The organism is Mucilaginibacter frigoritolerans (assembly GCF_007830615.1).
Taxonomy (GTDB): domain Bacteria; phylum Bacteroidota; class Bacteroidia; order Sphingobacteriales; family Sphingobacteriaceae; genus Mucilaginibacter; species Mucilaginibacter frigoritolerans.
Map to the genome: position 1 here is coordinate 166,984 of NZ_VLLI01000013.1, position 15,489 is coordinate 182,472.

18 protein-coding genes are annotated in these 15,489 nt (G+C 36.8%); 8 read left to right on the forward strand and 10 right to left on the reverse strand.

Going from position 1 to position 15,489, the window contains the following annotated elements; translation table 11 throughout:
• Positions 1 to 6 precede the first annotated feature (6 nt).
• From JN11_RS20135 to JN11_RS20165, 7 genes are read right to left on the reverse strand one after another with little or no spacing between them, the layout of a single operon-like run.
• The gene (locus tag JN11_RS20135) at positions 7 to 1,287 is read right to left on the reverse strand and encodes an ABC transporter permease (RefSeq protein ID WP_144915494.1); all 1,281 of its coding nucleotides are present in this window, start codon (positions 1,285 to 1,287) and stop codon (positions 7 to 9) included.
• A complete protein-coding gene (locus JN11_RS20140; protein WP_144915495.1) occupies positions 1,287 to 2,042 on the reverse strand; it encodes an ABC transporter ATP-binding protein in 756 nt (251 codons plus the stop codon). Before JN11_RS20140 ends, JN11_RS20135 begins: the two co-directional genes overlap by 1 nt.
• Positions 2,033 to 3,046 carry a BtrH N-terminal domain-containing protein gene (locus JN11_RS20145; protein ID WP_144915497.1) on the reverse strand — a complete coding sequence of 338 codons (1,014 nt, stop codon included), beginning with the start codon at positions 3,044 to 3,046 and terminating at the stop codon, positions 2,033 to 2,035. Before JN11_RS20145 ends, JN11_RS20140 begins: the two co-directional genes overlap by 10 nt.
• Positions 3,036 to 3,443, reverse strand: coding sequence for a hypothetical protein (locus JN11_RS20150; RefSeq protein ID WP_144915499.1), 408 nt, complete (start codon positions 3,441 to 3,443; stop codon positions 3,036 to 3,038). Before JN11_RS20150 ends, JN11_RS20145 begins: the two co-directional genes overlap by 11 nt.
• Before the next feature lie 32 nt (positions 3,444 to 3,475).
• Positions 3,476 to 4,624, reverse strand: a complete 1,149-nt coding sequence (locus JN11_RS20155; protein WP_144915501.1) for a beta-ketoacyl-ACP synthase III — start codon at positions 4,622 to 4,624, stop codon at positions 3,476 to 3,478.
• 11 nt (positions 4,625 to 4,635) lie between these two features.
• A complete protein-coding gene (locus tag JN11_RS20160) occupies positions 4,636 to 5,535 on the reverse strand; it encodes a hypothetical protein (RefSeq protein ID WP_144915502.1) in 900 nt (299 codons plus the stop codon).
• Between the two features lies 1 nt (position 5,536).
• The gene (locus JN11_RS20165) at positions 5,537 to 6,031 is read right to left on the reverse strand and encodes a hypothetical protein (RefSeq protein WP_144915504.1); all 495 of its coding nucleotides are present in this window, start codon (positions 6,029 to 6,031) and stop codon (positions 5,537 to 5,539) included.
• Positions 6,032 to 6,392: 361 nt separating this feature from the next.
• Between JN11_RS20165 and JN11_RS20170 the strand changes: the two genes are divergently transcribed.
• The 5 genes from JN11_RS20170 to JN11_RS20190 are packed head-to-tail and all read left to right on the forward strand — an operon-like array spanning position 6,393 to position 9,878.
• The gene (locus JN11_RS20170) at positions 6,393 to 7,214 is read left to right on the forward strand and encodes an SDR family oxidoreductase (protein WP_144915506.1); all 822 of its coding nucleotides are present in this window, start codon (positions 6,393 to 6,395) and stop codon (positions 7,212 to 7,214) included.
• A gap of 43 nt (positions 7,215 to 7,257) precedes the next feature.
• Positions 7,258 to 7,719 carry a 3-hydroxyacyl-ACP dehydratase FabZ family protein gene (locus tag JN11_RS20175; RefSeq protein ID WP_144915507.1) on the forward strand — a complete coding sequence of 154 codons (462 nt, stop codon included), beginning with the start codon at positions 7,258 to 7,260 and terminating at the stop codon, positions 7,717 to 7,719.
• 7 nt (positions 7,720 to 7,726) lie between these two features.
• Positions 7,727 to 8,995 carry a beta-ketoacyl-[acyl-carrier-protein] synthase family protein gene (locus tag JN11_RS20180; protein ID WP_144915509.1) on the forward strand — a complete coding sequence of 423 codons (1,269 nt, stop codon included), beginning with the start codon at positions 7,727 to 7,729 and terminating at the stop codon, positions 8,993 to 8,995.
• 2 nt (positions 8,996 to 8,997) lie between these two features.
• Positions 8,998 to 9,255: an acyl carrier protein gene (locus JN11_RS20185; RefSeq protein ID WP_144915511.1), complete on the forward strand. Its 258-nt coding sequence runs from the start codon at positions 8,998 to 9,000 to the stop codon at positions 9,253 to 9,255.
• Complete coding sequence (locus JN11_RS20190; protein ID WP_144915512.1) at positions 9,252 to 9,878, forward strand: 4'-phosphopantetheinyl transferase family protein; 627 nt, start codon at positions 9,252 to 9,254, stop codon at positions 9,876 to 9,878. Before JN11_RS20185 ends, JN11_RS20190 begins: the two co-directional genes overlap by 4 nt.
• A 22-nt stretch (positions 9,879 to 9,900) precedes the next feature.
• Here the strand turns inward: JN11_RS20190 and JN11_RS20195 are convergent, their stop codons facing one another.
• From JN11_RS20195 to JN11_RS20205, 3 genes are read right to left on the reverse strand one after another with little or no spacing between them, the layout of a single operon-like run.
• The gene (locus JN11_RS20195) at positions 9,901 to 10,578 is read right to left on the reverse strand and encodes an aspartyl/asparaginyl beta-hydroxylase domain-containing protein (protein WP_144915514.1); all 678 of its coding nucleotides are present in this window, start codon (positions 10,576 to 10,578) and stop codon (positions 9,901 to 9,903) included.
• A 12-nt stretch (positions 10,579 to 10,590) separates the two neighbouring features.
• Positions 10,591 to 11,079, reverse strand: coding sequence for a hypothetical protein (locus JN11_RS20200; protein WP_211360862.1), 489 nt, complete (start codon positions 11,077 to 11,079; stop codon positions 10,591 to 10,593).
• 14 nt (positions 11,080 to 11,093) lie between these two features.
• Positions 11,094 to 12,047 carry a bifunctional metallophosphatase/5'-nucleotidase gene (locus JN11_RS20205; protein WP_144915517.1) on the reverse strand — a complete coding sequence of 318 codons (954 nt, stop codon included), beginning with the start codon at positions 12,045 to 12,047 and terminating at the stop codon, positions 11,094 to 11,096.
• Positions 12,048 to 12,488: 441 nt separating this feature from the next.
• Between JN11_RS20205 and JN11_RS20210 the strand changes: the two genes are divergently transcribed.
• The 3 genes from JN11_RS20210 to JN11_RS20220 all read left to right on the forward strand — a co-directional run.
• Positions 12,489 to 13,034, forward strand: a complete 546-nt coding sequence (locus JN11_RS20210; protein ID WP_144915519.1) for a phage tail protein — start codon at positions 12,489 to 12,491, stop codon at positions 13,032 to 13,034.
• 19 nt (positions 13,035 to 13,053) lie between these two features.
• Positions 13,054 to 14,220, forward strand: coding sequence for an ABC transporter substrate-binding protein (locus JN11_RS20215; RefSeq protein ID WP_170227808.1), 1,167 nt, complete (start codon positions 13,054 to 13,056; stop codon positions 14,218 to 14,220).
• An 11-nt stretch (positions 14,221 to 14,231) separates the two neighbouring features.
• A partial coding sequence (locus JN11_RS20220) for an NHL repeat-containing protein (protein ID WP_144915523.1) occupies positions 14,232 to 15,489 on the forward strand: 1,258 nt, incomplete at its 3' end.

A 15,489-nucleotide genomic window follows, 5' to 3' on the forward strand; every position in this document is an offset into this window, starting at 1 on the left:
GCGCAATTATATTAAATTTTTTCTTTTCAAACCTAAGTATGTTACAGCTTGTATAATCACTGTAATGGTAAACAATGCAATCAGGTTACCTGCAATGTCTTTTAATTTCCCGTTTTCGAGGAATAAAGTATAATAAGCCTCCAAACACCAATGCATCGGCGAAAGGTTAGCAGCAGATTTAAACGTGCCCTGCATGGCAAAACTAGGCACCATTAATCCGCCTACTGCAGCCAAAATTACAATCGATACTGCTCCAAAACCATTAGCCTGTTCTTGTGTATCAGCAAATACTCCCACGCAAATAGCATAGCTCACAGCACACCAGCCACAAATTAAGGTGGTGATTACCAATGCGCCTATATCAGCAGGCAAGTTTAATGCCGGCAAATTCATAAAAGGAAATAGCCATATTCCAATGGAGAAGATGATCAGCGCCTGCAGCATAGTAACCCCCATGTAGGTAATTTGCTTAGAAAACAAACCGACAGCATAATTGGTAGGCAACGTTTTTAACCGGATAAAGCTTCCGCTCACTTTTTCCCTTACCACGCTTCCTCCTAACGACATAATAACAAAGAACATGGCAAAGATAGTCCATGCCGGAACATTATGCTGGGTTGCATTTGGCGTTCTCCGCGTACCATCCTTTGAAACCGGGACCTCATTTATGGTTGTCCGGTTATTTAGCATTTCGTTTTCCAGCTTTTCTGACAATTGTTTTTCGTTAATGGAGTAATACAATGTCCTTAAAGTTTCACGGCTCTCAACCATTTGCAAGGCACTTTGTAAGGCCCCTTTTACCGATAAACGGAGTGATTCCTGTAAAATGGGATTGTAGTATATGGTTAGCGGATCAATATTAGCATCAGCATTTTTAGTGGTGTCACCTTCAAGCCCAAAACTATTCATGGCTTTGCCCGCAACATGTTTTGATTTTGCTGATACTTTTGCCGAAAAATCTTTTGGGATAACTACACCCAGCATGGCATCTTTATTATGCATTGCATCGGCAATTAAAGCTTCATTTTTTGTATCAGGTGTTAATAATACCTTAAACATGCCGATTTTACTGAGCGCCGATACCAGTTGTTTACTGGCATCACCGGTATCCTGGTTACTGATCAGGATAGGTAGCTTGTTTTTATTAACCAGCTGAAAGGTACTGTTTTGAATACTGGTTACTACAATTACCAATAAAATGGGCATAACAAACATTAACGCTATCCCTACCTTATCGCGCAGCAATATTCTGACATCTTTTTTTATGGTGATCCAAAGTTTAAACATCAGTCTCTGTATTCTTTACCTGTTAAATCAATAAACAATTCTTCCAGTGTGTTATGCTGATGTTCTTTCAGCAGGGAATGTATATTACCCTGGGTGATAATTTTTCTATCATCTAACAAAGCAACCTGCTCACATAAACCTTCAGCCTCACTTAGCTGATGGGACGTGTAAATTAAAGTTGTGCCGCTTTCGTTAAGTATTTTTAAGTAATTGATAATAGCATGCCGGGTTTGCACATCAACACCAACGGTTGGCTCATCCAAAAATAAAACCGGTGGATTATGAATCACTCCTATTGCCAAATTAACCCTTCTTTTCATCCCGCCCGAAAACTTTTGAACCTGTTTATTCCGCACATCATCCAATCCCAGAATATCTAATAGTTCATCAATTCTTTGATTAATCTGCTGCTTGTTTAAGCCAGACCATGCGCCAAAAAACTCCAGATTTTCAACCGGGGACAATTCCTGATAAAAGGAGAAATCTTGGGGTACAAATCCAAAAAGCTTGCTAACGGTATTATTGTGCTTGTTTACATCATGTCCTAATAAAGATATGCTGCCTTTGTTAACTTTAAGCAAACCTGTCATCAGGTTCATTAAAGTAGTTTTACCGGCACCATTGGGCCCAAATAAGCCAAAACGTTCGCCTTTTGCAATCTTTAAGTTGAGTTGCGTAAATGACACTTCAGGATTATCAGGATAACCGAATTCTATGTCATTAATATTTACCGCATAAGTTTCCGCTATTGCCATTTTATATTTTTCAACGCCGTAAAGGCTTTATACTCTATATCGGCAATTTCAATCAAATAGTTGCCCATGGTATTAAAATCTTCCTGGCTACCAAGCCTTCCCTTGTAAATACCGGCTGCCTGAACAGCTGCTGTACGCCATAGATCGCCTGATTCGGTAAACATTTTTGATATTTCCAACAATTCATCAATAGGATGGTAGGTGTATGCTTCCTGTAAAAAAGCTGCATAAATATACCGGAATCCACCTCCGCCGGTACCTATTTCTTCTTGCATGCGTACCAGTTGCGCCAGATATAAACCCGCTTGCTTTAAACCTAATTTATCGCGCCATTGTTTTATTTTGTTGCCTGTATACCTTATTCCTTTTACCCCAACAAAAGGGAAAGGGATATTGAGCATTTCGCGCACATTTTTCTTTATGCCGCTTACAATTGCTTTTTTTATCTGGTTTTCTGTAATTAAAGCTCCTGTTTGCGGATAATAGATTTGCCCTTTGGGAGATAAGGTGCCTTTTGCAAAACGAACCCGTTCCAATTCATAAGTGCTTAAACTGGTTGTTTTTTCCATAACCGGATCGCTGATCAGGTAATTATCATCCTCTTTTCCATAAACAATTAGGTTATGGGCATTAAAGTGAAAGCGGTATTCTTTTGGAAAATAAGTTAAATAATATACCCCAACCTGGCAGCCCACGGGGTGTCCCCCATTTAAACAATCATTTAAAAATGCTTCAGCCTTTTGTTTTGAGCTGAATTTTTGGCGCACAACAGGTATTTCCAGAGCGTTGCAAGTTCTTTTAAAAATAAGCCCAGGCATTGGCCGAAAGGCAATAACCGGCCCGTTGTTGATTTTTAAAAGAGGAATATAAACGTAAAATAAACCCGAACCTATACCAAAAGCCAGGGGCTCTGTTATTTGATTAATGCCGATGTTTTTTAATAAGCTCCTCGTTACCCCGTTTTCGCAATGTGCAGACTGAAGATGTTCAAAATTAAGCTTCATGCACATTTATATTTTTAAGATCATCAATAGTCACATTAAAAACCTCAGCGTATCGCTGAAGCTTTTTATCAGATAGTTTTTTAAATATTTCGGGCTTAAGGTGCCTTTTAACCTGCCATTTCCAGAGACCAGCGTAGCCTGCTAAGATTTCGGCATCCATTAAACTTTTTTCCATGAAAAAAAGCAGGGGACTGGCTTCATTATTTAATACTTTTTGCCTTGCAATACTTACCCGCGTCTCAATTTCTTCCCAATGGGTATCAAGAGCGGTGATTTTAATATCCCATCCCTTGCTTAGTTCCGTAACGTATTTACCAGATTTGTCTGTAGCATAGCAAACCTCTTTGGTTATTTTACCAAGAGAGCTTAAATCCTGCGGTACATCTTCTTTCTTCATGGTAATTGAATATAGCCTAATGTTCTGTTTAATTAAACAACAGTAAGCATTGCATACATATACGAGAATCGTGCACTTTCAGGTACCAATAATAATAACCTTTCGCCTTTTTTTAGTTTTCCGCTATTGAAAAGCTCATTAATCATCAGGAAAATTGACGCTGCTCCAACATTGCCAACTGTGTATAAATTAATAAACCATTTCTCGTAAGGGATACCACCCCCATAAATCTCTACCATATCATAAATTTTGGGTCGGAAGAAATCGCTGGAAATGTGTGGCAGGAAATAATCAATGTCTTTAGCTGTAATACCGCGACGTTCCAAAATCTCTTTTATTTTTTTCCCGCCCAAAGGCACTATATTATCGCTTAATAAGGTGATATCCTGTTTTACGCTAAATACAGATTTATTCTTAATCTCTTCTGGCGTGTAATCCATAAATCCCTTTAAGTTGCCGTCTTCCATCTTTTCAGCACCCATGTACATACAAGTCTGCATTTCATTTGCGTAGGATACACCTTCAATCCAATCTAATCTCAAACTAATGCCATTTTCATTTGGCTTGTCAGACATTAAAAAAGCTGATGCGCCATCTGATAACATCCATCTTAAAAAGTCCTTTTGAAAAGCGATGTAGGGGTTATCACTCAGTTCTTTTAATTTTTGGGCTTCATCTTCGAATACATCTGATACCAGCAGGCCCGAAAATCTTTCAGATCCGGTTGCCACAGCCAATTTTACATCGCCTGTACGGATAGCCATGTAAGCATATTTAATAGCATGCATACCGGCACAACACACACCCGAAGGTGAAACTACTTCAATAGCTTCGGCTTCTGGAAGCCAACCATGCGTCATCACACCGTGGCTTGGCATTACCTGGTCTGGGCAGGAAGTACCGCAGGAGAGTAAATCAAGTTCTTTTATTTTATCAGGATTATCCTTAAACAATTCTTTAACGGCCAATGCCGTCATTTGAGCATTGGTATGGGTTGATTTTCCTCCTTTTGTTAATGCATAATAGCGATTTTTTATCCCATTATTGCGCAATACAATTGGTTTTGATTTGGAAGGTTTGCCATTAATATAGCCCAGGTATAATTCCATATCCTCATTTGGAACGGGGTTATTAGGAAAAAAGGCCGAGGTGCTATTGATGTAAACTTCTGTAGCAGACATATATAAGATATTTAATTTAAGTTTAAATAATATTGTTTTTTAGCTCTGATCCGGCGGGGCGAAAATAGTTTAAAAAATATTGCATCAATAGTAAGAATTATTGGTGCGCCCACAAAAAATGCAATAACCAGATAATACTTGAATAATTTAATCCATGGCCCCCTGTTTTTCTTTTTGGCTATCATATTAGCCCAAAACCTGAATATTTTGCCGGCAACGGATTCAATTACCATTAAATTATAGTTTAATTTAACGGCACCGTCACTATCCATTTCCTGCTGTAAACTATCCCAATTGTTTGTATTTAAATGGTTTAAAACATGCTTGCCAAATACGTTGGTGTGATGTATGTCAGCTTCCTGAACACCCGGAGGGGGGAAAATGTTTAGATATTTATCTTTTTTACCATGAAGCATCCAGTGGAAGATAGTAACAAAACTAATTGGATTGGGATGGGTATCCACCAATGCCACATTCCCAACAATTTTGGCACCTGTGGCGTGGATTAGTTTTTTAACCCTTACAAATGCATTTAACCACATATTGCGTGCACCGGTAATGGTTATTACAGGTGTATCGCTTAATATTTCAGTTAATTTGGGCTCATGCATTAATGAGTTAAAGGGGATACTTGGCGATAAAAACCATGCCTGGTAACCCAAAATAACTAAATCATATTTGCTTCGTTTTAAGTCAAATGGGGCCAGTTCTGCAGGTACATCCAATACACAATCAGGCATCACACTAAAAAAACTATTGGCTGTCCACGGAAACGGATAGTTTTCTTTTAGGTTGACCCGCACTTTTTCAACAGATATGCCAGCATCAACAAGTGGTGCTGTAAAATGATCAATAATTTCACCCAACTGGCCTGATTGTGAAAAATAAATAGCCAATATTTTTTTACTCATGTTATTGTTGAAAATCCTGCGGGTGTATTATTTGTGAACTTTTACTGTAATCAATGACAGCTTGTTGCATAGCAGGAGAAAGATTTTTGTATGTTTTTTTAACATGTTCTTTATCAGTTTCTAAATCTGCTCTGTATTTAACAATTTTAGGAGCATGTTCCTGAATTATCAGCCTTAAAAAATGATATTCGCCATTATTATTGTCGTTTGCCAAAGCAGTTTCGAGTAATATTCTGCCTTTTTTAAACGATTTAAGTTTTTCACCAGGTACTTTTAACAAGCCGCCCTTTCTCATCAATAAAGCGCCTTCATAGCCATCTCTTTCACTGAATGATGAGGAACTTAATAGTGATAATTCCTGGTTAATATCGTCAATTTTGCCCGATTTTAAAATAGCATAAAAAGCAGTTTTGTCAAAGCTTTGTAATGGCCTTTCACTTTTAGCAATCAAAATTGAAAAAACAAAAAGCAATATTAACATAATTCTTAGTTTCATGGGTCGATAATTTCAGAGGTAAGTGGCAAATATAAATAATAAAGATAATGTTAATATTAAGTACGCATTTACGCTATGTTTTTAGTAGTTTTCGCTTACTTTTGGAGAGATTTTAATTTTAATATATGGGAATAAACTTTTACTCTTTTAAATCTTTACGCCTTGTTGTTACTTATATTACTTATCAAAAGCTTGTAAATAAATTTATTATAAAAGGCTATTATCCGATACAGGCTAATATGATACCTTTTTGAATTTATTTGAATACCCTACAGCTAAAGGTAAATGCCGACCCCAATATTTACTTAAATTCATAGCCAGATCAAAAATAAACCCAATAACATAGTTTAACATTCTATAAGTGTATAAAAATAATAAGCAATTTTCAGGTTCATGGGCCATTATATTAGGTGGGTCAAGTGGTTTTGGTATGGCATCTGTTGAAAAATTGGCGATGCACGGGATGAACATTGCTGCGCTTTACAGGGAAACTGCCATCACTGATAGAGCATTAAAAGAAAAGTTTACTGCTCTTGCGGCAAAATACGAAGTTCAGATTTTGCCATTTAATATAAATGCACTAGATGTTTTAGGGCGGAATGGTTTTATTGAACAGTTTTCATCCGTTGTTAAAAGTAAGTACTGTGTTAAACTGCTACTGCATTCAATAGCACGGGGTAACTTAAAGCCGCTTATTTCAGAAAGCAGTCAATCAGATAAAGGTCAGCCAGAGCTTTCCATTGAAGATATCAGATATACCACCTATGCAATGGCTACCAGTATCTTGGACTGGGCCAGAACCATTTTAGATGCTGAACTTTTTGAGGAAGACGCCCGTATTATTGGCCTTACCAGCGAAGGAGCACATAAATACTGGGATGGATATGCAGCAGTTTCTATTGCCAAGGCATCATTAGAAAGCTTAACTACTTATATGGCAGTTGAATTAAGCAAATTCGGATTGAAAACAAACCTGATACAGGCAGGTATTACCGAAACGCCATCGCTTAAAATGATACCCGAAAGTGATAAACTGATTGAAGTTGCAAAACAAAGAAACCCGTTGGGCCGTATCACAAAGCCCGAAGATGTGGCTAATGTGATTTATCTGTTATGTACTGCTGAAGCTGCGTGGATAAATGGGGCATTAATACATGTTGATGGGGGAGAGCACTGTAAATAATTAAATTACAAATTAAACCTTGTAATACAATTATAGTAATACTATGTATAACGATATTTTAAACTTATTGCCTTATAAATCATCATTCAGGTTTGTGGATGCGATTTTGTTTTTGGACGATGATGGCATAAAGGGGGAGTATACCTTAAAAGCAGATTCATTTTTTTATGAAGATCATTTTATAGGTAACCCGGTAACACCTGGTGTTATCATTACAGAAATAATGGCCCAGATAGGATTGGTGGTATTGGGGATTCACCTTATTGTAAGCGGGAAAAAAGAGGAAGAGATAATAATGGACGTTGATTCGTTTCCTTTACTTACCTCAACGGATGTTTCTTTTTTTAAAATGGTTTTACCCGGTGAAAAAGTTACGGTAATATCAAAAAAACAATATTTCAGGTTTGGTAAACTAAAATGTTTGGTTGAAATGTATGATGAAGCATCGGAATTAATAGCAAAAGGTATATTTTCGGGCATAATAAAAAATGCAATAAAAGGATAAGGCACCAATGAGTAAACGTGTAGTAATAACCGGTTTAGGTGTAGTTGCACCCAATGGTATGAACGTGCCGGATTTCCTGCATTCAATAAAAAATGGTATTTCAGGTATAAAATATGTTCCTCAGTTCGAAGAGCTAAAATTCAATTGCCAGGTATGCGGTATGCCCCAATTTGAATGGGAGCAATTAAGAAATTATATAACTGAAACCAGTTTATATGGATTAAAAGGCAAAGGAATAGCTTTTGGTATTAAAGCAGCCCTTGATGCCTGGATGGATGCTGGTAATCCAATTGTAAGTGAAGAAACATTATATGAAACAGGTTGCGTTTTTGGTAGCAGTGTTGCCGATACCGATGTTATAAAAAATGCCATAACACGTGTTGATGCAAAAGAATCAAAAAAATTGGGCTCACGGGTTGTTGAACAGATTATGAATAGCGGGGTTACAGCATACATATCTGGCAGACTTGGGCTAGGTAATAAGATTGTTAGTAATTCATCTGCATGTGCTACAGGTACACAAGCTATTTTAATGGGATACGAATACATTAAATATGGCATGGCTAAAAGAATGGTAGTTGGAAGCAGTGAATATGTTGATTCCTATGTTTTTGGAGCCTTTGATTCCATGCGTGTTTTGTCACGGAAGTTTAATGATCAGCCTGAAAAAGCATCCCGGCCAATGAGTATTTCTGCGGGTGGTTTTGTGCCAGGTTCGGGTGCGGGTGCGCTTATTCTGGAAGATCTTGATTTTGCACTGGCCCGCGGTGCCAAAATCTATGGTGAGGTATTAGGTGGAAGCAATAACTCAGGCGGACAAAGGAGCGGTGGTACAATGACTGCTCCTGGAGCTGTTGGTGTGGTAAAGTGTATAAATGATGCCATTACCGAAGCAAATATTAGGGCCGATGATATTGATTTGATTAGCGGGCATTTAACCGCAACAATTGCTGATAAACAAGAAATTCAAAACTGGTCGGATGCTTTGGGTAGGAGAGGCGAAGATTTTCCGATGGTAAATTCCTTAAAATCAATGATCGGGCATTGTCTTAGTGCTGCCGGTTCAATTGAGATGGTGGCAGCTGTATTGCAACTGGAACATCAATTTGTACATCCCAATATTAATATAGAAGATCCTAATCCCGAAATAATAGATTTAATAACCGCAAACAATTTACCCACAACTATGGTAAACAAGGAGATTAATGTTTTGGCAAAAGCTAATTTTGGCTTTGGCGACGTTAATACTTGTTTAATAATTTCAAAATATAAATAAAAATGGATAGAAAAACTATTTTAAGTGAACTAAAAAAAGTATTGGCACCTTACACGGAAAACAAAGAATTGTTAAACGGAATTACCGAAGAAACTGATTTGATAAAAGATTTAAAAATCAATTCGGCGAATTTGGTTGATATAATAATAGACGCAGAATCGGCATACAACATTGAAATAGATTTTGACTCAGCCGAAAAAATGTATTTAGTAGGCAACTGCATTGATGTTATAATGGATAAAATGAATCAATCTGCATGATAAGCACAGGCAATGATATTGTAGCCTTAAGATCAATAAATAAACAACGGACTTGCGAGTATCGTTTTTATTCAAAGATTTTATCTGCTTCTGAGCAGGCACTTTATCAACAGCCTCAACTTAATGAATTACCTTTTGAACACTATGTATGGTTGTTATGGTCGGTTAAGGAATCGGCCTTTAAATATCTGAAAAGATATAATCAACAGCTTGTTTTTTCGCCCATCAGCATAAATACAACAACCATTGATATACTTCCGGATCAACATTATTGCGGAGAAGTTCATTTTAATTCCAACAAACTTTTTTTTAATTCGATCATTAACAATGACTGGATTTCAACAGTTGTAAATAATGCTGATGATTTTGAAAACGTATTTTCTGATGTACATGTGATTAATGATAAGGGTTATTATGATCAGTCAACAGCGGTAAGAAAATTTGCTCTTGAAAAATTAAATACTCTTTTTCCGGGAGAGTTGAGGTTAGAAAAGCACCTGGCGGGTTATCCCATTTTAATCAAAGATGACGAGGATACCAAGATACCGGTATCATTGGCTCATGATGGTCATTACATTTCCTATTCTTTTAATTTAAATGCCGTTAAATTGCAAGTGAATTAATTTGTTCTAAAAGAATCGAAGACTACTTTAGTTGTAGTTCTAATTCGCTGGCCATTTTATTTGCAGCTTCTGTATTTTGCAAACGCAATTCCTTAATAATCATTAATAGTTGTCCGTTCTCCTGTTCATCTTTAAAAGATACTTCGTTTGATAAATTAATAAGCTCCTTTAACCAGCCGTTAACTTTGCAATCTATTACAAGGTGAATTCGGTCGGTGTTTCCTTTGTTAAATACCTGGTGTGTTAAATTGGCATTTATGTACCAGCAGCTTCCTTCCGTTAAAGGAATACGATCATCTTCAATATAAAATTCAACATCAGGGTTTGTTATAATAGGAAAATGCAGACGGGCTTCGCCTTTTTCAAAAGCAAGCTCATTATCACGGTGTGGTTTAATAATGGCTCCAGCTTGTAAATTTAAAAAACGTACAGCCATTATTGGGCAATCAAAATTGGAGAGCAATTGTTTTACAGAAGGGAATTGCTCCATAAATAAAGTATTCCTGTATTCGCTGCTGGCCATTAGTTCAGGAATAATATTGATATGACTTCCATCAGGTGAACGTAGAGCAAGGACCGTCCATGAGCCTTCAAAATGATAAGTATTAAAGTGCGACTGCCAGTTTTTATCTACAGAAAGCAACTCGTTTTGAGTCTCCATGGCGTCAAAGAACAGTGGTAATTTTGCGTAGCGAATCATGATTTTTTGTTCTTAATTCTCTCTGAGCCAGTTAATCATGTACGGGAAAGGTGGTTTATTAAATTCTTTTGCTTTTTGTTCATCGTAAGCCATCCCTGCCCATTGAAGCAATGGCAAACCCACACACCTACCTTCTGTGAAGTTTTGTACCAGGTTTTCGCCGCCACCTTTATATCCATCTGCATGAAAAACAATATGAGGATTAATATTCAGATACCTGGCTGCAGCATACGACCACGCTAATGCCATCATTTCACCACCCTGATTTTCCTGAGTTGGTGGCAAATTATCATTCATTGTTTCACGGATAGCAGGAGGCATAGTAGCCAGGTGACCAGCTTCATGTAATATATCGCCTGGATATAATAGTTTTTCAGTGTCAACTATAAGTGCACCGTCTTTCAATTGCAAGCCGGGTAAAAAAGTGTCGCCATCTATGGGCATTTTAAACACTTTTATGCCTACAGACTCAACAAAATCAATGATCGTTTCCGTTAACAAAACAAATATCTGGTTTAGGAGGCCATTAATTCTTTTTCCCTTAAACGCAACTCATAAAATGACGAAGTATAAGTTTTGTCATAAGATTGACCTGGAATAAGATATTTAGCTTTTAAATTGAATTTCTGTTTTTCGTTTTCGAAACTAAAAACTGTTTTGCCAAGCATAAGACCATCCCATGCAGCCTGGCTAACGATTACCTCTTGTTTGTTTTTATTAGATATTACAGCAGGGCCCTGCAATAGTTTATGATTATGTCCGCTTAAAATAACATCAATATGCTCAGATTCACGGGCAAGTTTTTGATTGTCTGGAAGGTCTCCCTTTTGTGAATAACCTAAATGTGAAAGACAAACTACCAGATCGCAATTTTCATTTTTCTTTAAAAAAGCAGCCATATTATTTGCACTGCTTATCGCATCATTATATTTAATACCAGCTATTTGGTGGCCCACACCGGTTATACCTATTTTAAATTTACCAGAATTTATAATAATATAAGGTGCTACCAGTTTATTTAAGCTACTATTGAATTCATAATTGCAATTCACCAGTTTAAATTTCATGAAAGGAATTAACTGCGCTAAGTAATCTTGCCCCTGTAATAATTCATGATTGCCGATGGTAGCAACATTATAGCCCATCTTATTCATTAAATCAATTACTTGCTTATGTTTGGTAAAATTGCTGTTGCCATCCAAAAAGTCACCTGCGTCAAGCAGTATGCCACCGGTTTCCTGGTTCTCAATAAGCGCTTTTAATTTATTAATGCCTCCCATATTATTATAGGTGGCATGTAAGTTCCCATGCAGATCATTCGTATGATAAATGGTAACGGCATGTCCGGAAGAATGAATAGTATTAATATGCTTACTTATAGAAGCTACTGAGCTCATCGGTTTGTTTAAAGCCGCAACTCCGGCCATAAATGATATCTGATTAAGAAATGATCTGCGCTGCTTATTCATAATATTACATTAAGTGTATAAATATATAAATATATAAATATATTTTTCCTAAATAAAACATCTTTAATCAGGTTGGTTCATTCTTAATGATATTTAACCATAGGGAAACAATAAAGTAAATATTTAATCGAAATAATCAAATTTTTATTCATTAAAGCTATGTTAAACAATATTTTATAAATAAAATGAGGAATTTCTTAAAAGGTCTCTAAATTTAACTTTCAATATGGTTAAATTGCTATTTATATTATTAAATAATGGTACAGATTTATTAATAAATATTACTTAAATGATATTTTATTAATTTATATTAAAGTGTTGAAAATAAAATAGTTATAACGCTTATTTTATCAAAATATTGGAGGAGAAGTAAAAAAAAAGATTTAATATTGATATAGATTTGATTTGAATCTAAATACTCACAACTAAATTTATTGATATATGGATCCTTTATTAGCGATGATCTTCGCGTTTGGTAGTAATTTTGCTCCTCAGGGGTTTTTATTCTGTTCTGGGCAACTATTAGCCATTTCAAGTAATACTGCTGTTTTTTCATTATTAGGGACTACTTACGGGGGAAATGATACTACTAATTTTGCTTTACCCGATCTGCGCGGAAGAGCACCTATTGGACAGGGGCAAGGGCCGGGTTTAAGTAATTATGTTTTAGGCCAGGCTGCTGGTACTGAGACTGTGCCGATCTTAATAAATAATTTACCATCGCATACGCATACGCTCAATGCAAATACTGCTGCTGGCACTACTGGTGTTCCGGGAACTACAACATACCTTTCAAAAGGGCCATCAACAGGTTCAGGTCCTAATGCAACTGTTGAGAATATTTATACAACAACAGCACCCAATACCACTTTGGCTGCAAATGCAATTGGTTTAACAGGTAGTAGCGTTCCTTTGCCAAATCTTCAGCCATATCTTGCCATATCTTATATTATTGCTATGAACGGTATTTTCCCTACACGGAATTAATATCCAAAATTGATCAATTGTGATACCAGGGCCAATTAAAATCGGTTTTTTAACTCCTTATTCAGGTGTATACCCATTTTATGGTAACCATTTAATGGCTGGTATTTTATTAGGCCTATATCCTGATGGAATGCCACATAATGAGTTTCAATTTTTGCCTGTTTATACTAAACAGGGTGACCCCAAAAGTGTGTTGGAAGCTGTTAATCAGTTGGCTTTTTTTGAAAGAGTTGATATTATTTCGGGGCTTATAAGCTACAAATCAATTCCGGATATTGTTCCTACTATAGAGAGGCATAATATATTAGCTTTCTTTTTTGATATGGGCGAGTGCGTTCCATATTTTGAGCATTTTAGCCCGCGAATATTTTATTCATCGCAACAAATTGTCCAATCGCAATATGCTCTGGGCTATTGGGCTCATAAAGAGTATGGCGATGCCGGTATGATGGTAATGCCTGTATATGAGGCCGGTTATCATTTAAATACAGCGTTTTATAAAGGCGCTTGCGCAGCAGGATCTGAAATGATGGGTTTACATGTTTTACCCCGGGATTCATCAAATATCAATAATTTTAATCTCAGTGCTTTCTTTTCTGAGATTGAAAAAAATCCTCCATCTTATATTCATGCTATTTTCACTGGTGACATGGGAAATAGGTTTTTGCAATTGTGGCGCCAATCAGATTTTCATAAACATATCCCGTTAACTGTAATTGAAAATATGGCCTATGATGACGTGTTGGAAGATATAGCAGATTTGGATTTGGAGCTTTTTGCAGCAACCACATGGAACCGCAATTCAGAAATTCATCAAAATAAAGAGTTTGTAAATAAATATGAAAATACCGGTGGCCAAATGGCTAACATTTACGGTTTATTGGGATACGAAGCCGGCCTCGCTTTAAAAGAAGTAAAACATCATATTTTAAAACGCGATTTTGGTACAGCGGCAAAGCTGCTACAAAATGAATCTGTAATAGGGCCAAGAGGCGAGCGTAATTTTTATCCTTTATCAGGTTTTTCATTACCAGTAATAGATATTTTCAAGATCAGTACATCACACAGAAAAATATACAAAACCGTACTAAGTCAGGGCAAAGGGGTAAAATTCGATTCGCCGGATTTTAAAGAAATTCATGAGGAAAGTGTGAGTGGCTGGCAAAATCCGTACATGTGTATTTAAAATTCAATTTTATGAAGAATTTTTTTACAAAAAGTTTTTATGTTATTGCCACTATTGTTCTCTTTATAGGGGCTGCCTTACCTGTCCGGGCTCAACTAACAGGCACAAACCTTGAAACCAGTGGTTTGTATACGGCAATAGCAAAGGATGCTAGTAATAATATCTATATAACGCGTGTTCAGCCGGGTACTTCTGGCGCGAATTATGAAGTTGAAAAATATACTAATGGTACCGGATCGCCAACAGTTATTTACACGGGTCTTACTCACGAAATAGGTGATTACCCATGGGGGCTGGTAGTAACTAGTGCAGGTGATGTCTATGTTTCCACTGATTTTACATCTAACGGGGGGAATGTTATTAAACTTGCTTTTAACGGAACTACTTATACTCCGTCTACATTTATGTCAGGGAATTATTATTCTGCATTAGCAATTGATGCAAGTAATAATTTATATACAGCCGAATATGATTCCGGAAATGGTACATATGCTGTCGTCAAATATCCTGCAGGTAGTACTACAGGTACCAAATTATATGATAATTTAAAGTCCGCTGCAGGATATACTTATCCTACAGGTCTTACCGTTGCTTCAAATGGTGATGTTTATGTGGCTGATGCTTTTAGTAATACTTCTACTATAACAGACGGAGGGCATGTTTATAAATTAACAGCCTCTTCTTCATATGCAGTTTCAACTGTTTCTACAGGTCTTTATGCCACTGCTTTAGGTATAGATAATTCCGGCAATCTTTACAGTTCTGAAAATCCGGGATCGGGTTATGTGTTGGATAAATATACAGGTGGTACAGGAACTGGTACTGCAATTTATAGTCCTTTGCATACCAATGGCGTTTTTTATCCATGGGGAATAGCTGTAATTAATAGTACTAATATTTTTATTAATGACAGTGATGATGGCACAAACGGCGGCGCAGTAATACACTTGCTTCAGGTTGGACCTGCCATTACGACTTCAGGAACTTTATCAGCATTAAGTACTACCTATGGAAGCGCTTCAACGTCGGAAAGTTTCAATGTATCAGGCAGCAATATGAATGCAGGTATATTGGTAAGCCCGCCAACAGGTTTTGAGGTAAGTACAGATAATAGTACATTCAGTAGTACGGTAACATTAGGAGCAGCGGGCACAATAGCCTCTGCACCGGTGTATATCAGATTAATAGCAGGTGATGCTGTAGGGAATTATTCAGGGAATGTAGTTTTAAGCAGTAGTGGCGCAACCAGTGTAAATGAAGCAATAGCTT